Annotated in this window: 18 protein-coding genes; 2 read left to right on the top strand and 16 right to left on the bottom strand. The window is 64.2% G+C overall.

The genetic code is table 11. The features are described from left to right. Positions 1 to 76: 76 nt before the first annotated feature. Positions 77 to 985 carry a LysR family transcriptional regulator gene (locus tag AC22G6_RS16700; protein WP_487367700.1) on the top strand — a complete coding sequence of 303 codons (909 nt, stop codon included), beginning with the start codon at positions 77 to 79 and terminating at the stop codon, positions 983 to 985. Here the strand turns inward: AC22G6_RS16700 and AC22G6_RS16695 are convergent, their stop codons facing one another. From AC22G6_RS16695 to AC22G6_RS16660, 8 genes are all read right to left on the bottom strand, one after another. Further along, entirely contained in the window at positions 986 to 1,936 is a 951-nt protein-coding gene (locus tag AC22G6_RS16695) for a DMT family transporter (protein ID WP_487367699.1), read from the bottom strand. A 42-nt stretch (positions 1,937 to 1,978) separates the two neighbouring features. Next, positions 1,979 to 2,608 carry a nitroreductase family protein gene (locus AC22G6_RS16690; protein WP_487367698.1) on the bottom strand — a complete coding sequence of 210 codons (630 nt, stop codon included), beginning with the start codon at positions 2,606 to 2,608 and terminating at the stop codon, positions 1,979 to 1,981. A 282-nt stretch (positions 2,609 to 2,890) separates the two neighbouring features. After that, complete coding sequence (locus AC22G6_RS16685) at positions 2,891 to 3,619, bottom strand: FadR/GntR family transcriptional regulator (protein ID WP_487367697.1); 729 nt, start codon at positions 3,617 to 3,619, stop codon at positions 2,891 to 2,893. Positions 3,620 to 3,964: 345 nt separating this feature from the next. Then, positions 3,965 to 5,554: an aldehyde dehydrogenase (NADP(+)) gene (locus AC22G6_RS16680; RefSeq protein ID WP_487367696.1), complete on the bottom strand. Its 1,590-nt coding sequence runs from the start codon at positions 5,552 to 5,554 to the stop codon at positions 3,965 to 3,967. Positions 5,555 to 5,600: 46 nt separating this feature from the next. After that, positions 5,601 to 7,133 (bottom strand): tripartite tricarboxylate transporter permease, encoded by a 1,533-nt coding sequence (locus AC22G6_RS16675; RefSeq protein WP_487367695.1) that lies wholly within the window; start codon positions 7,131 to 7,133, stop codon positions 5,601 to 5,603. Positions 7,134 to 7,136: 3 nt separating this feature from the next. After that, positions 7,137 to 7,622 carry a tripartite tricarboxylate transporter TctB family protein gene (locus AC22G6_RS16670; RefSeq protein WP_487367694.1) on the bottom strand — a complete coding sequence of 162 codons (486 nt, stop codon included), beginning with the start codon at positions 7,620 to 7,622 and terminating at the stop codon, positions 7,137 to 7,139. A 55-nt stretch (positions 7,623 to 7,677) separates the two neighbouring features. After that, the gene (locus AC22G6_RS16665; RefSeq protein ID WP_487367693.1) at positions 7,678 to 8,643 is read right to left on the bottom strand and encodes a Bug family tripartite tricarboxylate transporter substrate binding protein; all 966 of its coding nucleotides are present in this window, start codon (positions 8,641 to 8,643) and stop codon (positions 7,678 to 7,680) included. A 122-nt stretch (positions 8,644 to 8,765) separates the two neighbouring features. Beyond that, positions 8,766 to 9,488: a ribonuclease activity regulator RraA gene (locus tag AC22G6_RS16660; protein ID WP_487367692.1), complete on the bottom strand. Its 723-nt coding sequence runs from the start codon at positions 9,486 to 9,488 to the stop codon at positions 8,766 to 8,768. A 420-nt stretch (positions 9,489 to 9,908) separates the two neighbouring features. Between AC22G6_RS16660 and AC22G6_RS16655 the strand changes: the two genes are divergently transcribed. Further along, a complete protein-coding gene (locus AC22G6_RS16655; RefSeq protein ID WP_487367691.1) occupies positions 9,909 to 11,549 on the top strand; it encodes an MFS transporter in 1,641 nt (546 codons plus the stop codon). Positions 11,550 to 11,749: 200 nt separating this feature from the next. On the opposite strand, the gene AC22G6_RS16650 is transcribed toward AC22G6_RS16655, so the two are convergent. From AC22G6_RS16650 to AC22G6_RS16615, 8 genes are all read right to left on the bottom strand, one after another. Beyond that, positions 11,750 to 13,396: a sensor histidine kinase gene (locus AC22G6_RS16650; protein WP_487367690.1), complete on the bottom strand. Its 1,647-nt coding sequence runs from the start codon at positions 13,394 to 13,396 to the stop codon at positions 11,750 to 11,752. 76 nt (positions 13,397 to 13,472) lie between these two features. Continuing rightward, positions 13,473 to 14,372, bottom strand: a complete 900-nt coding sequence (locus AC22G6_RS16645; RefSeq protein ID WP_487367689.1) for a PhnD/SsuA/transferrin family substrate-binding protein — start codon at positions 14,370 to 14,372, stop codon at positions 13,473 to 13,475. Further along, positions 14,369 to 15,769, bottom strand: a complete 1,401-nt coding sequence (locus AC22G6_RS16640) for a TolC family protein (protein WP_487367688.1) — start codon at positions 15,767 to 15,769, stop codon at positions 14,369 to 14,371. Before AC22G6_RS16640 ends, AC22G6_RS16645 begins: the two co-directional genes overlap by 4 nt. Before the next feature lie 45 nt (positions 15,770 to 15,814). Continuing rightward, positions 15,815 to 17,611, bottom strand: a complete 1,797-nt coding sequence (locus tag AC22G6_RS16635) for a PAS domain S-box protein (protein WP_487367687.1) — start codon at positions 17,609 to 17,611, stop codon at positions 15,815 to 15,817. 377 nt (positions 17,612 to 17,988) lie between these two features. After that, entirely contained in the window at positions 17,989 to 20,592 is a 2,604-nt protein-coding gene (locus AC22G6_RS16630) for a TRAP transporter permease (RefSeq protein WP_487367686.1), read from the bottom strand. A 122-nt stretch (positions 20,593 to 20,714) separates the two neighbouring features. Further along, entirely contained in the window at positions 20,715 to 21,137 is a 423-nt protein-coding gene (locus AC22G6_RS16625; RefSeq protein WP_487367685.1) for a hypothetical protein, read from the bottom strand. Between the two features lie 189 nt (positions 21,138 to 21,326). Then, positions 21,327 to 22,121: an alpha/beta fold hydrolase gene (locus AC22G6_RS16620; protein WP_487367684.1), complete on the bottom strand. Its 795-nt coding sequence runs from the start codon at positions 22,119 to 22,121 to the stop codon at positions 21,327 to 21,329. A 38-nt stretch (positions 22,122 to 22,159) separates the two neighbouring features. After that, positions 22,160 to 23,218: a M14 family zinc carboxypeptidase gene (locus tag AC22G6_RS16615; protein ID WP_487367683.1), complete on the bottom strand. Its 1,059-nt coding sequence runs from the start codon at positions 23,216 to 23,218 to the stop codon at positions 22,160 to 22,162. Between the last annotated feature and the right edge of the window lie 83 nt (positions 23,219 to 23,301).

The following is a 23,301-nucleotide window of genomic DNA, read 5'->3' as shown; positions in this document are numbered from 1 at the left end:
ATAGAGATCTTCATGGAGTTGATAATCCGGGCTGATGGAATAAGATTGTTCTCAACGCTTGAGTAATGGGGGCGTAATGGACGCACTCAGTGATGTAGCCGTGTTTGTCCAGGTTGTCAGTCGCGGCAGTTTCACCGCCGCCGCCGAGACGCTGGGGCTGTCGAAATCGGTGGTGAGCAAGTATGTGACGCGGCTCGAGGACAGGCTGGGCGCGCGCCTGCTGAACCGCACGACGCGGCGGCTGAGTCTGACCGAGGTGGGGCGGGCGTTCTTCGAGCGCAGCCAGCGGGGTTTGCTGGAGATCGAGGAGGCCGAGGCAGAAGTGTCGCGCTTGCAGGGCGAGCCGCGTGGGGAGTTGCGCCTGAGCAGCCCGATGTCCTTCGGCATCCTGCACCTTGCGCCCCTGCTGCCTGCGCTCCAGGCGCGCTACCCTGAGCTCACCGTGGACATGGTGCTGGACGATCGCAAGGTCGATCTCGTGGATGAGGGTTTCGATCTGGCGATCCGGATCGGCGAGTTGCCCGATTCGTCGCTGGTGGCGCGCAGGCTGGGCCCGTGCCGGCATGTGGTGTGCGGGTCGCCGGCGTATTTCGCACGCAATGGCATTCCGCAGTCGCCTGAGGATCTGTCACAGCATGCGGTTATCACCTACCGTTACACGAATGCGCCGGACGAGTGGCACTTCCTTGCCGCGGATGGCGGCCATCGTCAGGTGACCGTCACCAGCCGCATCAAGATGAACAGCAGCCTCGCCTTGCGCGAGGCCTTGCTCAATGGTGCTGGCGTGACCCTGACGCCCACCTTCGTGGTCGGCGCCGATATCCGGGCAGGGCGGCTCAGGGCGGTGCTGCAGGGCTACCGGACGATGGAAGTGTCGATCTATGCCGTCTATCCGCAGCGCAAGCACCTGTCGCCAAAGATCCGCGCCTTTGTCGATTTCCTGGCCGAGCACATCAAGGACCCGCCCTGCTGGGATGCAGGCTGATCAGTTGCGCCGGGCGTTGCCCGCTCTGCGCGCGCCAAGTTGCGCAACGATGGTGACGCCGATGCCCAGGGCGATGACGCCCGCACCGGCCCAGGTCGCCGGCGCGTAGCGTTCGCCGAGGAAGACCGTGGCCACGACAAGACCCACCGCCGCGGCAACGTAGCCGATCTGACTCAGCAGGACCGGCCCGCCGAGTTGCTGCAGCCGGTAAGACACCGGAAAGGTGATGCCTGCGACCAGGACCTGCATCAGTGCAGCGCCGCCTGCGGGAAGGAATTCGGCAATGGGCAGGGTCCCGTGTGTGAGCCACAGCAGTAACAGGAGCACGCCGCTGGAAAACGCCTGGCCCCAGAAGGCGAGGGTATTGGGCGACTCTCCGTGCGGCCAGTGCAGTGTTCGATAGACGTTGCCCGCTGCCAGTGCCATCGGGATCAGCAGGGGCGCAAGCAACCAGCCGAGTGCGGGCGCGTCTGCCGCCGCACCGCGGGTCAGGCTGACGATGGCGGCGCCTGCCAGCCCCAGTGCAATCCCGAGCAGTCCGGTGCGGCCCGGCGTTTCGAGCCGGCACAGGCCTGCGAGCAACACCGTGCACACCGGCGAGAGCGCGAACATGAGCCCGGTGTAGCCCGCACCCGCGTGCGGAATCGCGGAGAACAGCAACAGGTTGGGCACGATGAACGAGATCAGCGCCGAGCATGCCGTGTAGCGCATCACCCGCAGCGAGGGCCATGCCAGTTCGCGGCGCGCGATCAGCACCGGCAACAGGGTCAGGCTGGCGCCAGTGGAGATCAGCAGCGCCCAGAGCATGGGCGAGACGCCCGCCGCAGCGCCGATCTTGCCAAGCGGGAAGTTCAGGCCGATCAGGGTGCCGGTCAGGAGCAGCAGCACCGACGGTTCATGAAGCAGGGCGGCGACGGTGGCGGGCGCCCCCTGTCTGATGGATGTGTTCATGATGGAAGACTCCAGCGAAGCGGGGCAGGGTGGGGGCGCCCCTCAGTCGAGCGCAGGGTCGGGAAATCGTCCGGCAAACGCGATCTGGTCGAGTGCCAGTCGCGTGCTGGGCACTTCGCGCTCGCGCAAACCGCCGGGCAAGCTCGCAGGCGACGCCTGGCGGCCGACTGCGATGGCGATCTCGATCTGAAAGTTGTCCGGGACTGCGAGCTTCGTGCGCACTTCGTCGCGCATGATTCCCGCCATTGCATGCGCCTGGTAGCCCAGCATCGTGGCCTGCAGGGCCAGTTGCGCCCACGCAGCGCCTGCGTCGAACGCGTGCGTGCTTGAGGGCGTGGCGGGCCCGGACTCGCGCGCCGGCATGAAGCGGTCCGACAGCAGGAAGATCAGCGCGGATGCATTGCGTGCCCAGCGCGCGTTGAAGGGGTCGAGCAGGCCGACAAAGTCGTCCCAGTATGCGTCCTGGCGCATCGCATGGACGAAGCGCCAGGGCTGGATGTTGTATGCCGACGGCGCCCAGCGCGCGGCCTCGAGCATCGTCATCAGCTCAGACCGGGGCATGGCCGACGCGGTGAATGCACGCGGCGACCAGCGCTCGATGAATACCGGGGCGACCGGGTGGGTGGGTGTGCGATGCAGTTGCGCTGCATTCCTGGGGAGTGGTGCGTTCATGATGTCCTCCTGTCCTTGTCAGTACCTTGCGAAGGCACGGCGGAACGGGTGCTCCGTCGTACTGGAGGCAAGCGTACCGATTAAGGCAGGACGGATAATCCAGGGCGATGGAAAGACACTGTTCATGAACGTCGACTAATCGAGCGTTACCTGACTGAATCTGCGGACGCGATGGCGCAGCGCTGCGGCCGGCGGCGCGGTGCCAGAAGCAGCAAAGGGAATGGACTTGGGGCAGGGCGCCGAACCGGCGCTGCGCCGGCAGCTCCCGCGGCGGCGCGCGACCTACTTGTCGCGGCGCCCGTCGATCAGACGACGGCGTGCCTGACCAAGGTGGAACTGCATCGCGACGCGCGCCTCTTCGCCCTCGCGGGCGCGGATCGCGGCGACGATGGCGGTGTGCTCGTCCAGCACGGTGAGCGCGCGCTTCTTGGATGCGGTGCGGGTCAGCCCCAGCGTGAGCCGCATCAGGCCGGTCATGGCCTCGTGGATGCTCTCGAGCAGGCTGGAATAGAATTCGTTGCCGCTGGCTTCAGCGATGCGCGCATGAAAATCGAGGTCGGCAGCAGGCTCCAGGTTGCCGCTGCGCACACCCTCGGCAAACGCCTCGTGGGCTGCAACCAGGGCTGCAAGCTGTTCGTCGGTGTGACGCTCTGCGGCGAGGCGGGCAGCATCGCCTTCGAGCGTGATGCGCACTTCCTGGCAGCGCAGGTAAGAGGCGATGTCCTGCGCCTTGGCAAAGGTCTTGATGCGCGGGGCGGGTTGATGGCTGACAAAGGTCCCCAGGCCCTGGCGCGAGGTGATCAGCCCGTCGACGCGCAGCCGCAGGAGCGCTTCCCGCACGACGGGTCTCGACACGCCGAAACGCTCCGAAATCTCGACTTCGGATGGCAGCTGCTCGCCCACCTTGATGCTGCCCGACGTGATCTGCTCGAACACCTTGCCGTACAGCTGATCGGACAGCCGGTCGCGTGGGCCGGAGGCATGCAGCCGCTCTCCGGCGGGGTCCTCCACGAGGGCCGGTTCCTGCGGTATGGATGGTTCAGCTGCTTTGCGGCGCGCCATGTATTTGATCGAAGCCTATGATATTTCGGTGGAAGATTATAGGAACAGTGCTGGGGACGGTAAAGGAATTGCCCGGCAGCGTTCCGGTGCAGTGCTCAGCGCGGCCCGTCCCGGCGGTGTGCGCGAGGCGAGCCATTTGCGCTTGCTGCCGAGGCGTCTGGACTGCGGCCAGGCGCGATGGCGCACGCTGGGCTGCGCGCATGTCGTCAGCGCAGCCCCGCGGCGGATCACGGCGCCAAGCCCCGCTTCAAGCGCTTCGGGGCCTGGTTTTCCCGGCAGCACTGCTGCGGTTTACTACGCGGATGCCGGCACCATGCGTGTCCCGCCCACCAGTCTGGACACGCCTGACGGATTGCCGTCGCGGAGGGCTTCGGGCAACAGCGCCTGGGGCAGGTTCTGATAGCAGACCGGGCGCAGAAAGCGCTGAATCGCCGCCGTGCCGACTGACGTCGTGCGGGCGTCGGAGGTTGCGGGGAAGGGGCCGCCGTGCACCATCGCGTGGCACACCTCGACGCCCGTCGGCCAGTTGTTGACCAGCAGGCGCCCTGCCTTCTCCTCAAGCACCGGCAGCAACTGAGCCGCCTTTTCGAGGTCGCTTTCATCCATGAGCAGGGTGGCCGTCAACTGACCTTCGAGCGATTGCGCAACGCGTTCGACCTCGGCCCAGTCTTCGCATTCGACGACCAGCGAGGTCGCCCCGAACACCTCGCGCTGCAGCACTTCATCCTTGAGAAAGTCGGATGCCGCCGTAACGAACACCCTGGCCTGGCATTGGCAGGGGCCTTCGGCAGCTGCGCCCTGGCCCACCGGCCTGACCCTGGCGTGGCCCGCGAGTGCCCCCGAGCCGTCGTTATACGCAGCATGAATGCCTGGCGAGAGCATGGTCTGGGCGCTAACGCCGGAGACCGCCTGCGCGACCGCATTCAGAAAGGTGTCGAGCGCCGTGCCGCGCACGCCGACCACGAGGCCGGGATTGGTGCAGAACTGCCCGGCGCCCATCGCAAGCGACGCCACAAAGCCTTCGGCGAGTGTCGTGCCACGATGCTGGAGCGCGTTGGGGAGCAGAAATACCGGGTTGATGCTGCTCATCTCCGCGTATACGGGGATGGGCTGGGGCCGTGCCTGAGCGGCCTTCATCAGTGCCATGCCGCCGCTGCGCGAACCGGTGAAGCCCACGGCCTTGATGCGTGAGTCCGATACCAGCGCGAGGCCCAGCTCGTTGCCCGCGCCGAACAGCAGGGAGAACACCCCCTCCGGCAGGCCGCACTTGGAGACCGCGGTCTGAATCGCACGGCCGACGAGTTCCGAGGTGCCCGGATGCGCCGCGTGCGCTTTCACGACCACAGGGCATCCTGCAGCGAAGGCCGAGGCCGTGTCGCCACCGGCGACGCTGAATGCCAGCGGAAAGTTGCTGGCGCCGAATACTGCCACCGGGCCGATGGCAATGTTCTGCATGCGCAGATCGGAGCGGGGCAGGGGCTGGCGCTCGGGCAAGGCCGGTTCGATGCGTACGTCGAGCCACTCGCCGGTGCGTACTACCGACGCAAACAGGCGCAACTGGCCGCAGGTCCGGGCGCGTTCGCCTTCCAGGCGTGCGCGCGGCAAACCGGATTCCAGCATGCAGCGCTCGATCAGCGCGTCACCGAGGGCTTCGATCTCGGTCGCGACGGTCTCGAGGAAGTTCGCACGGACTTGAAGCGGCGTATTGCGAAACGTCGTAGCCGCCGCTGCCGCGAGCGCGCAGGCGCGGTCAAGCTCTTCGGCGCCCCCACCTCTGAATTCAGGTTCGATGTTCGCCCCTGTTGCGGGGTTGAGGGCCTGAATCGGCTTGCCCGTCGAAAGCACGGCCTGGCTGCCGATCAATGATTGTCCTGTTACTTGCATGTGGATGTATCCCGGATATGGTGAAAGTGGGCTGAGCGGGTCGGCATCAGGTGCTGGTTTCGGCAGCGCACACCGGTGTCCTGGGTGGCTTTCTGATGCAGAGGAAATAGATGAACACCAGGGTCAGGCCGACGAAGAACAGACTGTCCGGGCTCGTCAGGAAGGTCATCGGATTCCCGTTCGAGATCGCCAGTGAGCGACGGAAGAACTCTTCAAGATTGGGCCCGAGGATGAAACCGAGGACCATCGTGATGACCGGAAAACCGTTCTTTCTCATGCTGTACGCAAGCACGCCCATGACCAGTGCCACGATCATCTGGAACACCGAGTACGTCGACACATAGCTGCCCAGGACCGCAAGCAGGGCAATGGCGCCATAGAGCACGTCCCGCGGTATGGAGACGACCTTGACGAAATACGGCCCCAGCAGGTAAAGCGTCAATGGGATGAGAACGACCGCGCTGAACAGCAGCGAGGCCAGCATCGGCGCGATGAGGTCGGCCTGATTGCTCATCAGCTGCGGACCGGGCTGAATGCCGTTGATGACGAGAACGCCAAGCATGATCGCCATGACCGGGTCGCCGGGAATGCCGAACGTGAGCGTCGGGACCAGCGCGCCACCACAGACCGCATTGTTGGCGGACTCTGCGGCAGCGATGCCCGCCGGGTTGCCCTTGCCGAAGCTCTCGGGGTTCCTGGAGGTGCGAACGGCCTCCACGTACGCGAGGAAACTCCCCATGGAGCCGCCTGCGCCCGGCAGCACGCCGACGGCGTAGCCGATCACGCTGGACTTGATGTAGCAGCCGATGCCGACGGCCCTGATCTGCGACAGGGGCGGGAAGAAGTCACGGCGCCGGATGGTGATCTTGTTGAGCGCGCTGACGATCTTGTTCGCGACCTGCTGATCGCCGGCCTGCATCAGAATCTCGCTGATCGCAAAGGCCCCGATGATGACGGGCATCAGGTCGATGCCGCTTGTCAGATCACTGAGCCCGAAGGTGAAGCGGGCCAGGGGCTCCACGCCGTCCAGCCCCATCGTCGCCAGCATCATGCCGATGCAGGCAGCGAGCGCGGCCTTCAGCACCTTGCCGCGTTCGGAGATGACGATCACGATGATCGCGAAAGCCAGAAGGGAGAACTTCCCGCTGGTCTTGACCAGCAGCGACAGCTCGGCGACCAGGGGGGCCATCAGGATCAGCAGAATGCAGCCAAATGCGCCGCCGAACATCGACGCGAAACTGGCGTGCCCCAGGGCCAGGGCACCCTTGCCCTGCTGCTGCATGGGATAGCCGTCGAGCGAGGTCATCATCGATGAAGGCGCTCCCGGGATATTGACCGTGATTGCAGTAATGCTGCCGCCGCACATGCCGGCCATGTAGATGCTGGCGCATGCCATCAGGGCGGTGGTGACGTCGAGGCTGTAAGTGAGTGGCAGCAGCAGCGCCAGGGCCAGCGTGGCGGTAAGGCCGGGAATCGCCGCAAACACGGTGCCGATCAGGAAGCCCGCGACCACGTAGGTCAGGGTCAGCGGGTCGAGGAGCATGCCGAAGCCGCTGCCGACAAGACTAATGAATTCCACGATTTATCCCCACAGTGTCGGCAACCGAACGCCAAAGAGTTGCTCGAAAACGATGTATCCGAAGGCGACGATCGCGGCCGAGCTTGCGAGCTTCAGCAGCCATTTGCCCCGGTCGGAGAAGATCGTCGTGATTGCGAAGACGAACAGCAGCGATGACAGGACGTAGCCAATGATCGAGAACAGTGCGATGTACAGCGATATGGCAACGATGGTCAGAACAGCCGGTACCACGGAGGCGCGCTCGGCTTCGGGTTCGCCTCCGTCGGATGCGGACGTCACCTCATCGCGTGCGCGCTTCGCCAGCACGGTGGCCTTGAGGGTCAGCACAAGGCTGAAAATCGACGACAGCGATCCCAGTACCAGTGGGACGAATGATGGACGAATGCCCTCTTCCGTAAGGGGGTGTCCGAGCTTGATGGCTTCAATCAAATAGAAAATTGAAAGAATCAGAATAAGAAGCGGGAATAGCGCTTTTCTGTTCAGAATCATCTGGCGTGGCCTCCGCCATGCCTTTGGTGTGCCCAAAGGCATGGAGATTGTGGTGTTAGAGACTCAACTCATCCATGACTTTGAATGTCGTCGACTGCAGTTGGTCAATCCACTTTTGCACGCCGTCCGAGCCCAGCCAGCTCGGGGTTACGCCGATCGTGACCAGCCAGGCCTGGAAGTCCTTGCTGTCGTATGCCTGCTTGAACGCAGCCTCGAGCTTGGAAAGCGCGGCTGGCGGCGTGTTCTTTGGTGCGGCCAGCAGGATGAAGCTGCCGGTTTCGAGCTCATATCCCAGCGTGCTGATAGGGGGGACGTTGGGGAAGGACGGATTCTGCTCGGATGACAGCTCGACAATGCCCAGCGCATCGCCGGAGCTGATGATTCCATTGAAGTCGCCCAGGCTTGAGATTGCCGCGTCGAGTTCCCCGGAAAGCAGGGCCTCGGCTTCAGCGCTTGAAGAGCCGGCGTAGCTGATGACGTTGAACTTCACGCCCGCCATCTTCTCCAGACGACGGACTGCGAGATAGGGGCCGGAACCCTTGGGGGCCACGCCCACGCGAACCGTATTGGGTTTCGCCTTCGCAGCGCTGATCAGTTCCTCGAAGCTCTTGAACCCGGACTGCTTCGAGACGACGATCGCATCCGCCTCCTTCGTGATTCGCGCGATCGGGGTCATCTTGTCGAGCGAGTAGCCCGGGACCATCTTGCCGCGCGGAAGCGTGATGATGCTGTCGTAGGTGAGCACGCCGATCGTGTGTCCGTCGGGCCGTGCCTTCGACATCTGCATCAGGCCGGTTGCCGTTACGGCGCCGCCGATGTTCTCAACGTAAATGGATTTGTCCAGACTCTTCTCGGCAATCTGACTGATCTTGCGCGAAATGCCATCGGCGCCACCGCCGGCCGGCCATGGAACGATGAGGCGGATGTCGCGCGCCGGAAAGTCGGCAGCCGAAACCGAAGCGGCCAGTGCGCAAAGGCCTGCGGCCAGGATGATGCTGGACTTGATTGACTTGATGAACATGGTGTCTCCTCAGTTCTGAGAATTTGATTCGATGTGTTTTTCTTTGATGCTCAAGATTGCCGGGTGTGTATTCGCGGGCACAGCCTCCATCTGAAAAATATGTGCGTGGCGCTCGTGTTCGTTTACTGACTGAGCCTGTTGTATTCCTCGAGCGCCTCGTCGTTGGGCGGGTAGAGTCCGATCACGCGGCTGCCGGCACGAACCTTGGTCAGCACGTAGCTCTCGAACTGCTCCATCTTTATGGCTTCTGCAGCGATCTCGTCCGCGATCTCAAGCGGGATGACAATGACGCCATCGCCGTCGCCCACCAGAACGTCGCCCGGGTTGACCGCAACTCCGCCGCAGCCGATTGGCACCTGAATATCGACGCCATGGTGCTTGGTCAGGTTTGTCGGCGCGCTTGGCTTGGCGCAGAAGATCGGCAGCGCCATCGCGGCGGCGTCGTCGGAGTCCCGGATCCCGGCGTCGGAGACGAAGCCGCCGCACTCGCGAACCTGCAGGCGTGTCAGCAGGATGCTGCCCGCCGATGCTGCACTGGCGTCCTGCCGGCAGTCGGAGACCAGAATCATTCCCGCAGGGACGGTCTCGACCGCGAGGCGCTGGGGATGGCGCGGGTCCTTGAATGCAGCAACCGTGTCTACATCTTCGCGGGCCGGGATGTAGCGCAGGGTGAACGCCTGACCGACCATCTTCAGCTTCGCGGTGTTGATCCGGCTGACGCCCTGTATGTAGGTATTGCGCAGGCCTCGCTTGAACAAGGCCGTGTGCAGCGTTGCTGTGGAGACGTGCTCGAGAAGCGTCTTTGTTGAATCCTTGAGCTTCTCGTATTCGCAAGCAGTGTTCATCAAATTCTCCTTCTTACTTGTTGGATGCGGAGGCCGGAACGTGCGGGTTTCCGGTTTTCCACACTGGTGCGGCAAGCGATCCGCGTTGCTGCCTGATGGTGAAAAGCCCTGTGCGCAATGCGCCGAGTTGCTGTTTCCTATCCGTTGATTGGTAGTGTAGTTGTTTTACAAGTGGTGTCAAACAGTTTTAAAGGTATTACAAGTTGGAGGCCAGTCGGACCCAGAGCTGCGAGCTTGGGTCAGCAGGGCGGGCAGCGCTGTCGAGTGTCTGCGTGTCGCCGCGGGCCTGGAGGTTCGGACCTGTTTTCCATGGCATGGACAGGGTTTTGAGACGCCGTGTCTCGATTGACTGCGTGCGTCGCAGGCAGTGATACTTCGGTGGGCGCCGCTGACGCGCTCACCCTAACGAGGCCCGAACCAATGACCACGCCGGCCGATCCGAAACAAGCGCCTTCCACGATGGCTCCGCTGCGCGACCCGGTGTTCCGGATGCTGTGGATGGCCTGGCTGGCGGCCAACGTCACCATGTGGATGAATGACGTCGCGTCGGCATGGGTGATGACGACGCTGACCGACAGCGTGTTCATGGTGGCGATGGTGCAGGCGGCCTCGACCCTGCCGGTGTTCGTGCTTGGGCTGCCGAGCGGCGCCTTGGCCGACATCGTCGACCGGCGGCGTTACTTTGCGGTCACCCAGCTATGGGTCGCGGCGACGGCGCTGGTGCTCAGCGCGCTGGCATTTGCCGACGGCCTCAGCGCGCCCCTGCTGCTGGCGCTCACCTTTGCCAACGGTATCGGGATGGCCATGCGCTGGCCGGTGTTCGCCGCGATCGTGCCCGAGGTCGTGCCGCGTCATGATCTTTCTGCCGCGCTGGCGCTGAACGGCATCGCCATGAACATGTCGCGTATCGTCGGGCCGGTGGTGGCTGGCATGCTGCTCGCCAGCGTTGGCAGTCAGTACGTGTTCCTGCTCAATGCCTTGCTGTCGATCATCGCCTTCGTGATCATCCTGCGCTGGCGTTCGGAGCCGAAAGTGAGCGCCTTGCCCGGCGAGCGCTTCTTTGGCGCGATGCGGGTGGGGCTGCAGCATGTCGTGCAGTCGCCGCGAATGCGCGTGGTACTGCTGAGAATCTTCGGCTTCTTCCTGCAATCGAGCGCACTGCTTGCACTGCTGCCACTGATTGCGCGCAAGCTCGAGGGCGGCGCGACGACCTTCACCGCATTGCTGGCTGCGATGGGGGCGGGTGCGATTCTCACCGCGCTGTTCCTGCCCCGCCTGCGTCGCGGCATCAGCCGGGACGAATTCGTGGCCTGGGGTACCGGCGTGCATGCGGTCGCGGCGCTGCTGGTGGTGCTCGCGCCTAATATCTGGCTTGCGATGCCGGCAAGTGCCCTGGCCGGCATGGCCTGGATTGCGACGGCGAACTCGCTCACCCTGGCCGCCCAGCTCGCCTTGCCCAACTGGGTGCGCGCGCGCGGCATGTCGATCTACCAGATGGCGCTGATGGGCGGCAGTGCGGTGGGTGCTGCGCTGTGGGGTTATGTGGCGAGCCTGACCACCGTAAGCGTGAGTATCGCGATCGCAGCCGCGCTCGGGCCGCTGCTCCTGGCGCTGACGCGGCACTTGAGCGTAGGCGGCGGGCCGGATGCCGACCATACGCCGGTGCCGCCTGCAGGGCGGGCGCCAGAGCCGATCATCGAGATCGCGCCCAACGAGGGGCCGGTCATGGTCACGATCGAATACCTGATCGACCCGTCCACCGCCGCTGCCTTCAATGCGGTGATGCAGAAGACACGTCGCGCACGCTTGCGCCAGGGGGCGCTGTCATGGGGCCTGTTCAGGGATACGACCTTGCCGGGGCGCTATATCGAATACTTCCTCGACGAGAACTGGATCGAGCATCAGCGCAGGCTTGAGCGATTTACTGCTGCCGATGCGGGTCTCCGCGAGCAGCGTCTGTCCTTTCACTTGGGGCCGGACGCGCCTCGCGTTCAGCGCTATGTGGGTGAGCCGATGGCGACGCAGCATGTCGCACCATCCGTGCCGCCCGCGCCAATCTGAGTCGGGCGCAGCTCAGACCCGTGTCAGGGTGACCTTGATGTTGCCCCGGGTGGCGTTGGAGCAGGGGCAGACGATGTGGGCACGGTCAAGATCTCCTTGAGCGTTACCTTGTCCATGCCAGCGGCGGTGATGCGGAGGTCCACCTCGATGCCGACGATGCCTGCGATGGTGAGGTCGCCCGGCAGCGCCGGCTCCGGCGCTCACGCGACCTGTTCCGACGCCGTTTCGGTGTGCCTGCCGGGGGTGTCGAGCTCGATCGTGAAGCGGGTGCCCTCGTCGGTATTGCTTGCCTCGAGTCGCCCGTGCATGTTGTTTTCAACGATCATCTTCGACATGTAAAGCCCGATGCCACTGCCCTTGCCTTCGTTCTTGGTGGTGAAGTAGGGCTCGTAGATCCGGGCCATGACCTCGGGCGCAATGCCCCCGCCGTTGTCGTCCACGCAGATGCGGACGAGGTCGCCGTCGCGGCTGGCATGCACCTGGATGCGCGGCGAACGCTGATGGGTGTCCTGTACCGCATCCTTGGCATTGCTCAGCAGGTTGAGAATGACCTGGGAGAACTCCCCCGGGATGCCGAACACTTCGATGTCGTCATCGCAATCGATGCTCAGTGCGATGCAGTGATTGTTGAACACTCCGTCCATGATGCCCGCCGACGAGCGGATGACCTGTGCGAGGTTGAAGGTCACGGCGTGTTTGTCGGGCTTGAAGAAGTCGCGGAAGTCGTCGATGGTCGATGACATGCGCTGGACCAACTGCTCCGACTTTTCCTGCATGCGCGCCATCGACTGCTCGGTCAGCCGGCCGCTGCCGTGTTGCAGGCGGATGTTCTGCATCACCAGGCTGAGCGCATTCAGCGGCTGGCGCCACTGGTGCGCGATGGCGCCGATCATCTCGCCCATTGCCGCCAGGCGGGACTGATGGATGAGCAGGGTTTCCTGCTCCTTGCGCTTGCTGATTTCGTCGCGCACGCGCTGGTCGAGGGTGCGGTTCAGTTCGTCGAGCTCATGGGTGCGCTCGGCGACCTTCTGTTCGAGCTCCTGGTTGTAGAACCTGACTCTGGTCCTGCTCTCCTGCAGTGCGTCCACCATCTGGTTGAAGCTGCGTGAGAGCTGGCCGATTTCATCCTGGCGTGCGATGTCGACGTGTGCGTCGAGGTCGCCCTGCGCAACACGCGATGCGGCGTGACTGATGTCCGCAATCGGCCGGATCAGCCACAGGGCGAAAAAGTAGCCGACGGGGAGGATGGCCAGGACAACCAGCATCGAGATCAGCAGGAGTTGCTTGTACATCTCGCGCGTGTTGGCGTCGTATTCAGTGGTGGCGAAGTTGATCTCGATCGATCCCCAGCTCAGTCCGCTGAAGCGGATCGGGGTGCTGTAGCGATAGTGCGTGGTGCCATCGGCATTGCTGACAATGCCGTACGCAGCGTGCTCCAGTGTCTGATCGGGCGCCGCCTGCGGGTCGCTCTCCTGCATTGCCCAGCCTTCCGGTGCGATCCGGATGGTTGTGCCGCGCTTGGGGGTGATCAGCACCGAGCGAATGTTGCGGTTGTTCTGCAGGACCTGCAGGTTGTGTTCGACGATGAAGCCGAAGTCGTCGGTGATCATCGCCTCGGAGCATGCCTGGATGATCGAGCGCGAGACGATGTCAGCCTGCGAGTACATGACCTTGAGCAGCGAGTCCTGCTGCAGCGGGACAATCAGCATGCCGTACAGTGCCGTCATGGCCAGCAGCAGGCTGCCGAAGACCAGGAACACGCGCATGAACATCCGGTGCGCCGGGAGCCAGCGCAACAGGCTTCGGCGCCGCTCAGGCTGATGACCGGTATCGGCTGTCAGCGCCACGTTGAGTGCCTGCTCTGGTTGCCGACCCGGAAACGCGACGGTGCGTGTGGTCTGGCGTGCAGGATTCCGGATTGCATCACTGGCGCGAACTCCCCGTCTTGTCTGCGAACCTGACATACGCATCCAGCAGTTCGCGGTAGGGGGTCAGATCCGAAACCTCGGTCCTGACCATGGTGTCGGCCTGATAGATCTCAAGCAGTTGCCGGCCACGCGCTGTCGTGCCGATTTTCAGTGCGGCCTGGGTGATGAAGTCCCGGTGTTCGGGGCTGACGCGCGCGGAGAACAGGCCGGTGCCCGATGCACGCGCCTTGAAGGTGTAGGCATCGAGCACCTCCAGGCGTTCTCCGATCTGCGGGTTCATGGTCTGTGCGATTTCGAACGCGTTGCGGTTGATCAGCGCTGCATCCCCCTGATTGAAGAACAGCTGCAGCACCAGGCTGTTGGAGCGCTTCTCCTTCCTGATGGCCGCGAGGCCGTTGGGCGACAGCGAGGCTGTCATCAGCAGGGTCTTCAGGTAGACCTCGCTGAGCTCGTCCTGGTCCAGCATCAGAATACGCTTTCCCGCCAGATCGGGCAGGGTACGGATGCCTGCTGCGCGACGCACGACCAGGAGCAGATGTTCCGGCGTGGATTTCACGCCGGAGAAGCCGCCTGCCAGCTCTGCATCGGAAAAATGTTGCGCGACGGCCATGGAACTGGCCACGATGAAGTTGATCCTGTCGGCCTGCATGTCGCGCTTGAGATCGTCCATACGGTCGTAGAGCCGCACCGGCCTGTAGGTGAGGTTGAACGACTTTGTCAGTTCCTCGACCCAGAATCGCAGCGTGACCTCCACGTCCTTGCGCGGCACATCGCGGATCAGCGGCATGTAGAAGCCGATCGCGAGTGCGGGAGGCTCGTCGGCGTGGGCGATGCCCGGGCCGAGTGCAATCAGGAGGGTGAGCACGCAGCAGCACAGGTGCCGCAAGCAGTTCACGGCCTGTCGCTCCGCAGCGCACGCCCGAGCCTGTAGTCGAGATCGGCCAGCGCCACGCGCAGTTCGTGGTCGGCACGGTACAGACTGGCCCGGGTGAAGCTCTCGACGATCTGGGCCTCGATCACGTCCTTGGTTTCGACCATTTCCTCCTGGTAGGCACGCACGTGCAGCTTGCGGTTCTCTTCGGCGTAGGCCTGGGCCTTGAGGTTGTCGTCCACCTGGACGCGGGAGCGCTGGATGCGCAGGAAATCATCCTTGATCTGCAGCGCCAGGCCATTGTCGAGCAGCACCCGCTGGGCCTCGAGCTTGAGCTTGCCGGCCTGCGCAGCGCTGACCTCCGCGCGGGTCAGTCCGCTGTCGAACAGATCCCACTTGATGCCGATGCCGATGGTCCAGCCGTCGCGGTTGTCGTCGTTGAAAAGGCCGCCCTGGTAGTCATTCCACACCTTGTAGGTACTGGCCTCCAGTCCGATTGTGGGCAGGTGGCCGCTTCTGGCTTCGTCGATCTTGAAGGCTGCGGCCTGCACGGCCAGTTCAAGGCGCTGTTTGTCCGGGTTGAACTGCATGGCATCTGCGATCAGGTCCTCCAGCCGCGCATCGAAGGGCGGTAGCGGCGCCTCCGCCGCCAGGGTGAGCGGGGTGTTCAGCGGGAGTCCCATCGCATTGACCAGGGCCTCCTTGCTCAGGCGGCTGGCGTAGCGGGCCTCGTGCAGCATGGAGCGGGTCACCGCGGTGGTCGTCTTCGTGCGCAGGTAGTCGGTGCGCTTCACGCGCAGGGAGGCATTCTGGTACAGCCGGTCTGTGAGATCCTCAAGTGCCTCAAAGCGCGCGAGCGTGTCGCTGGCGAGCGCTTCCATGTGCTGGGTGAAGTGGACGCCGTTGTAATACTTGCGCACGTCGCGCACGACTTCCAGTTCGGTCCTGCGCTTCTCCTCGCGGGCAATCTCGGCACCCTTGCGCGCCATGCCCTGCAAGGCCTCTTCCTTGCCACCGGTGTACAGCGGGTAGGTGAAGTTCAGTGAGGCCTTGGAGACGTCTCGATCGAACAGTTTGACGTCCATGTTCATCGGGATCGTCTGGCTCGGAAGCCCTGCGCCTGGGCCGAGCAGGGCCGACAGGTCCATGGCCGGGGTCTGCACGGAACTGTTGAAGGTGAAAGTACGGTCCTGGTCTGCACGCTGGATGCCGGCTTCGAAGCCGAGCTTCGGCCCGAAGGCCGCCATGGCCTGCTGGTACTGCGCTTCGGCCACGTCCAGCGCCGCCTGCGATGCACGCAGTGAGCGGTGGTTCTCGCGCGCGATCTCGATTGCCCGCCCGAGCGTGAGCTGATCGAGCCGGTCGGCTGCGTTTCCAGACATGCTGATGAGCACGGCAGCGAGGAGGGTGAATGATTTCAAGAGGTCACTCCGGTTGTCGCTGCGCCCTTGCCGGCGCAGTGCGGCTCAGTTGTTGCCGTTGCGCAGGGCCATGATCGCGTCCCAGTGCGTGAGGAGCAGATCGGTCAGCGCGGGCGAGAACTGCTTGCCGCGTTGCTCGCGGAAATAATCATATGCGCGCTGTTCGTCCCAGGCCGGTTTGTAGATGCGCGAACTGAGCAGGGCATCGAGTACGTCGGCGATGCCGACGATGCGGGCTTCCATGCTGATCTCGTCGCCCTTGAGCCCGCGCGGGTAACCCATGCCGTCGTGGCGCTCGTGGTGCTGGTGGGCGATGTTTGCGGCCACGCCGATCAGTGGGCGGTCGACCTTGCCGAGGATGCTGAAGCCGATGCTGGCATGGGCTTTCATCTCCTCGTATTCGTCTGCGGTGAGCTTGCCGGGCTTCTGCAGAATGGCGTCGCGGATGCCGACCTTGCCCACATCGTGCATCGGTGCAGTGGTTTCGATCATCTCGGCGATGTCGGGGTCGAGACCCGCCTTGAGGGCGAGGAACTTGGATACCTGCGCGACGCGGCGGATGTGCTCGCCGGTTTCCTGGCTGCGACTTTCGACCACTTCGCCCAGCATGTAGAGCAGTTCGCGCTGGGTGTCCACGATTTCGCGGCTCAGGCGCATCGACTCGGTGATGTCCTGGCAGATCATGATGATCGACTTCACCGCGCCCGACAGATCGTGCACGCCGACGAAGCCGACGCTGAACTGCATCTCCCTGCCTTCGTGCCCGACGATGGTGACGACGCGGCTGGTGAAGTGTTCCTGGTTGGCTTGCTGCACTTCGTCCAGGCAGCGCTCGTCCTTGAGGTCGGGCATGATCCGGCTCACCGGCTCGCCTTCGAGGTCTGCACTGCGCAGGCCGAGCAGGGATTCGAACTGGCGGTTGATGCTGACGATGCGGTGGGCCTGGTCGGTGACGCAGACGCAGGTGCCAAGCTCGAGCGCGCGCTTGTATTCACCCACGAAGTGACGCTGCTCTTCCAGCGTGAGGTGGGTGCGGCTCAGGACATCGACAAGATTCTTGTAGGTCTCGTAGAACGGCGTTACGTCGACATCGAGCGCAACGATCTCGGTCACCATGCCATGATCGTTCACGATGGGCACCAGGCTTCTTTCGACGACATACATCTCGCCATTGTTGCGCCTGTTCTTTACGATCCCGGCCCACTTCCGGCCCGAACGGGCATCCAAGAAGGTGGCGTGAGCCCGCTGTGGCAGTTCGCTGTCGTGCTGGAGCACGCTCATCTCGCGTCCGATCAGTTCATCCGCGGAGAAGCCGCTGATCTCGCACATCTTGGCGTTGACGTAGGTGATCTTTCCCGCGAGGTCGAGCTTGCATACGATCGCGCTTTCATCGACCAGGTGCTTGTACTGCTCGAGCAGGACAAGGTTGAGCCTGCGCTCCTTCATCGCCAGGCTGGCGGTGGTGATGTGCACCAGCTTGTCGAGCAGGCGATCCACGCTGAGCGGCTTGGTGATGTAATTGTCGATGCCCAGTTCGATTGCGCGGAACAGGTATTCGACATCGTTGTAGGCACTGACGACGATGATGGGCTGTTCCGGCGCAAGGCGGCGGATCTCGCTGCTCATGGCCAGTCCGCTGACGCGCGGCATCTGGATGTCGGTGACGACGATGTCGGGGCGCTTGTCCTCGAACAGTTTCAGGCCTTCTTCACCGTCACAGGCGACATGCAGTTCGCCCACCCACGGCTCCAGAATCATCGCCAGCTCTTCGCGTGTTTCCTTGTCATCTTCTACATAGAGAAGCTTGACCGACTTAAGAACATCCAGCGCCTTCATGTCCATTTGGATAGATTCCCGTTCGTGCTCCCGCCGCGCGGGACGGAGAGCGTGTCATCCATCCGCGAGATCACCTTATGCAATCACTTTCGTCAGCGCTTGACCCGAATCACGTGCTGCCTGCCTCAACGCATGCGGCCTTGCCGGCTTGTGATGCCTGAATCGGCGTAAGACGTTCTTGATTATTTTCGATTTCATGCACATGCATGATACATGGCAGGGTCAATTCTGAAGCATGCTGAATGGGCTGATTGTGCGCTGGATCACGGCCGGCGAGCTATGTCTGAAAGCATATTTCTGCGAATGTGGCGAATGCCGCACGAGGCCGCGCACTTCGTCTGCTGGTCCGTGCTCTGCGGCGGTTGCAGACCCGCGCCTGGCGGTCACTTCGTGTCCGGCGTGCTGCGGGCGGTGTCGCGGCGCTGGCGCTGGCGACGCGCGACCCAAGCGAGCAGCAGCAGGGCCGGCACGAACATCCACTCCCGTGCGAAGCGGTCTCCCGGTACCTCGACCGCAATGATGCGAAAGCCGGTTTCGATGCCAAGCTTGTCCGCCTGACTGCCGAAGTCGACGCCACGGACGGTGAAGCCCTCATCGACGAGTGTGGCGTCGATGCCACTGTTGGCGAGGCGGCTGATGGCCGTGGTTGCCGGGGGACCCAATGGCAGCAGAACGCCACGTTCGACCTGGTCGCCCTCGAGCGTTGTGCCGCTCAGCAGCACGCGCATCTGGGTGCGGTCCGGCGCGTCGAGGATGGCCGCTTCCGCCGCCGTGCCGTTGAGCTGGTGATAGGGCGTGTTCAGCGGGTCCATGAACAGCCCGGGGTGAAAAAGCATGAAGACTGAAGCCAGCATCAGCAGGCGCTCGGTGGTCGTGCTGCGAATCAGCAGCCAGCCCTGGTTGACCGAGATGAAGGCAAAGCCGGCCAGGGTTGCGCTGGCGAGGGTGATCAGGGTGTGGCCGATCCCGTCGACCCCGATCAGCAGCAGCTTGGGGTTGAGCACGAACATGAAGGGCAGCAGCGCCATGCGCATCGAGTAGCGGAAGGCGATGATGCCGGTGCGCATCGGGTTTGCCAGCGCAATGCTGGCGGCCGCATAGGAGGCCAGCCCCACCGGTGGCGTGATGTCGGCCATCAGCCCGAAGTAGAAGACGAACAGGTGGGCGGCGATGAGGGGGACGAAGAGCCCGTTCTGGGCGCCGATGTTGACGATGACCGGTGCCATCAGCGAAGACACCACGATGTAGTTCGCCGTCGTCGGCAGCCCCATGCCGAGCACCAGACAGATCATTGCCACGAGGGCGAGCATGACGATGATGTTGCCCCCCGACAGCGCGGTGACGAGTTCGGTCATGACCAGACCGATGCCGGTGAGGGTCACGGTGCCGACGATGATGCCGGCCGTCGCCGTTGCGATCGCCACCGTAATCATGTTGCGGGCACCGGCGGCCAGTCCGTCGACCAGATCCTGCATGCCTTCCCAGGCGGCATCGGTGACCTTGCGGTCACCGCGGAACCAGGCCATCAGCGGACGTTGCGTCAGCACGATGAACGCCAGGAAAAGCGTCGCCCAGAAGGCGGCGCGGGTGGGTGAAAGCTGCTCGATGACCAGATTCCAGACCAGTGCGCCGACCGGCAGCAGGAAGTGCATGCCTGAACGCAGGGTCGGGGCGAACTCCGGCAGGCTGGTGATCGGGGCGTCGGCCGGCAGCGCTTCGCCCGCGTGTGGCAGGCTCATGCGCAGCAGCACCACGTAGGCCACCAACAGCAGGCCAGCCATGACCATGAACGACAGATTCGGCAGCACGGCGTGGACGACGGCGCCGATGACGGAAACGACGGCCAGCACCAGCGCGATGCCGAGGAAGCCGAGCGCGAAGTTCTTCAGCGAGCGTTGCCAGTGCGGCGAGTGGCGGCGCGGCAGGCCGCGCAGATCCGCCTTTACCGCTTCGAGATGCACGATGTAGAGCAGGCCGAGGTAGGACACCATGGCCGAGATCAGTGCATGCTTGAGCACCTGTACATAGGGCACGCCGACATATTCGACCATCAGGAAGGCCGCTGCGCCCATGACCGGTGGCATGACCTGACCATTGACCGAGGCTGCCACCTCGATCGCGGCCGCCTTTTCTGCTGGATAGCCGACGCGCTTGATCAGCGGGATGGTGAGCGGACCGGTCGTGACCACGTTGGTGATCGACGAACCCGAAATCAGGCCGGTCGCGGCCGAAGCGACGACCGCTGCCTTGGCCGGGCCGCCGCGCATGTGTCCGAGCAGCGCCACCGCGCTGCGGATGAAGTAGCTGCCCGCCCCTGCGGTTTCGAGCAGGGCGCCGAAGAGCACGAACAGAAAGATGAGCCCGGCCGACACCCCGAGCGCGACGCCGAACACCCCTTCGGTAGTCAGCCACATGTGGCTCATGGTTCTGCCGAAGGATGCGCCCTTGTGCGCAATCAGGTCGGGCATCCACTGGCCGAGGAAGATGTAGCCGAGCAGGGCCAGGGCCATCATCACCATCGGCAGGCCGAGCACCCGCCGCGCGGCCTCGAGCAACAGGCCCAGGCCGACGGCAGCGGCCGCCACTTCGAAATCCGTGGGATCGCCCGTGTGTGCGCTGACCGAGGCATAGAACAGCGCAAGGTAGCCCGCGCCCAGCGCTGCGAGCACGGCAAGGACGACGTCGTGCACCGGCACCGTGCCGGCATCCGCACTGCGCCGTGCCGGGTAGGCGAGAAAGGCGAGCAGCACCGCAAAGGCGAGGTGCAGAGAGCGGATACGGGTCTCGTTGAACACCAGTACGCCGAGCAGTTCCGGCAGCGGAGAGGCGACCCAGAGCTGAAACGCTGACCATGTCAGCCCGGCTGCGACCAGCAGCGTAGCGACCGGCCCTTGCGGATGGCGCAGCCCCATCGCCATGTTGGCGGTATTCAGGCTGCGCTTGCGCGCGGCATCTGGACTGGAATCCGTATTGCTGGCATCGCTCATGCGCACTCCCCAGGTTCCGTGTGGCGATGGCCGGGTGGCAGTGGCCCCGTCTGCGTCAGGCAGCCCGGTGCCGGCTCGGGTTTCAGTATCTTGTCGCAGCCATTGCCTGGTCAAGGCCGTGTTCAGGCCAGCAGTGACATCCCGATGAGTGCAAGCACCAGCACCGCGTGCGGAAAGGCCACGGTGGGGCGCAGCGCATTGCGCGCATATTCGGCGATGAGCCCGGCCGTGCTGCCTCGTGTCGCCTCCCATTCACTGTGCAGCTGGCAGGCAGCCGTTGTGTCGGCCCCCTCGCGCACGAGCGCTTCGATGCGCAGGATACGCACCGACAGGCGCGCCTGAAACGTCCGCAGGATCGCTTCCTGAGCCCATAGCACGGCGACCAGGAAGGCCATCCAGTGTGCTGCGCTGCCGCTGATCAGGGCGATGGCCGACAGCGTCACCGACAGCAGCTTGAGCCACATCAGGCCGCGCTCATAGCGTTCATGGTTGTCCTGCAGGGTGGACCATTCGAGGCTGAGGGCGGGGGCGGCGTCGGGCAGCATGATGGGCGAGGGCGCAGGCCGGAGCCTGTGTTTGCATGAGGATGGCCGCAGGATACCCGATCGGGCCCGCTGCCCGGGTGTCCGTCCCGGCCCGAGTGTGCTTCCCGGTGCTTGTTGGAAGAGAAGGCTTGTACATGGCCTTGCGCAGGACCCCGTGCCGGTGCTGGGCGGCTGTCAGGCCGTGGCGGCTCAGCTCCGGGCGTCACCTGCCGGAGTACGCGTGTGGTGGTGCAGGTTGCGTTCGAGCCATTGTCGAACCTGCTCCGCCACCCACTCGCCGTCGTCCAGCGGCAGGTCATGTCCGGCGCTGGCGTGGAGCCTCAGTTCGCAATGCCAGGCGGCTGCGAGTGCGCGGGAGCACGCAGCGTTGACCAGGGTGTCGCGGCTGCTGGCGAGCAGCAGCATGGCAGCGGCTGGCTTCCGCGCTGGCGCGCGAAAGCGGGCGGCAGCGAGCAGCTGGCGCAGGGCATTGGCGCCGGTAACCGGATGCGCTTCGTGAATGCGGGTCCACGCCGCCGTCACCGTGTCGCTGTCGGCGCGGAGCTGGCTGGTGAGCCCGAGAATGGCACGTTCATGCTCGCGCGCCTTGCCGCCCGCGACCGCCAGCCGCAGCAGGGGCAGATAGTTGCGCGGTCGCAGGCGCTGATGGATGGGGCTGAACGGGCGCATGCTGGTATTGATGAGCACGCAGCTGTCGATGTCTTGCGGATGGGCGTCGGCCCATGCGACGGCCACCATTGCGCCGAGCGACATCGCCAGCACCTTGCACGGCCTTGTGACGGGCAGTGCCTGCAGCGCCGCATGACAGTGTTCCGCCATCTCCTCGACCCGCACCGGGCTGGCGAGCTGATTCAGATCGCCGTTGCCGGGGAGGTCGAGCGTGATCACCCGGGCGTCCGGTACCGTGTGCGCAAAGGTGTCGGTGAAGCTGCCCCAGTGACGGCTTTCCCGTGTCAGTCCGCGCAGAAAGATCCAGGTCGTCATGGCTTCGGTGTTCAGGGGGCCGGGTGGTGGGTTCGGACTCAGGCCCCGGGGGCCGAGGGATACCAGTGCGCCATCGCCCGCGCATGGTGGTCGGCGCGTGCCTCGCCCTGCGGCAGCCATCTGAGGTGGCTGCAGCTCGCGCGCGACAGGAAATCGAGCAGCGACAGATGGCGCCGCAGGACACGCTGCTGCCGGTGCGCGATCAAGGGGTTGAACATGCCGTGGCGGCTGAGCAACTGGCGGGGATTCTTCTTGATCCACCGCCACGAGCCCATTTCCAGCGTCAGCGGCAGGAAGATGCGCTCGGGTGTTTCGAGGGCGCGCAGATGCAGGAAATCCCACAGGTCACCATGCGTCAGATACTGGCTGCTCTGGGGCTCGAAGATGTACGGGTGGTGAAGATGCGTGCGGTAGAAGACATCCTTGAGCGCATGAATCTCCGCCAGATGACTGAACGGCGTGCGCGTGTGCGCATACGGAAACCAGATGCGGTCGCTGACGCCGAAGCCGGAGTGGCAGTCCACTGCGAGGGAGAACTTGCGCGTGAGCAGGTCGGTTGCGACCAGGTCGCATACGGCCTGGCTCTCGGCTTCCATGCCAGCGTCGCTCGCGCCGCGATACCACGGCAGGCGCGCGCTGATCCGCTGCCCGCCCACCAGCATCGGCACGCGCTCGCTCGAATCGAGCGGGGCATTGCGCATCAGGTCCACGCCATTGGGGTTTGCGCGTGTACCCAGGCGCATGCCGCCAGGGTTGATCAGCGGCATGAACACGAAGCGCACGGTCTCGAGTTGCTGATGCAGGGTCACGTCCCACTGCAGGCGCGTCACCAGATACTGCAGATAGGCGATTGCGACCGTGGTGCCAATGCGCTCCAGCCCATGCACGCCGCCGAATATGCCGATGGCGGGCACGTCGGGCGCGGGATTGCCAAGCGCGATGGCATACAGCGGGAGCGGTGCGCCCGAGCCGGTGTCGACCTGATGCACGACCCGGGTCTCGAGCTGGCCTGCGCCGGTCTCGATGACATGTTCCAGTGCGCTCAGTTCGGGAAGCTCGGCGTGCGTCACGTTCAGCCATTGGAAGGACCGGGTCACCGAGCATACCTGAGCTGCTCCTGCCTTGGCGCCAGAAGTTGCGGAAACGCACCGGGGGCCGCCATGCGTAGGCATTGAAGCGA

Source organism: Parazoarcus sp. PS-13 R2A, assembly GCF_057621855.1.
This window is presented reverse-complemented; position numbering and strand designations above follow the sequence as displayed.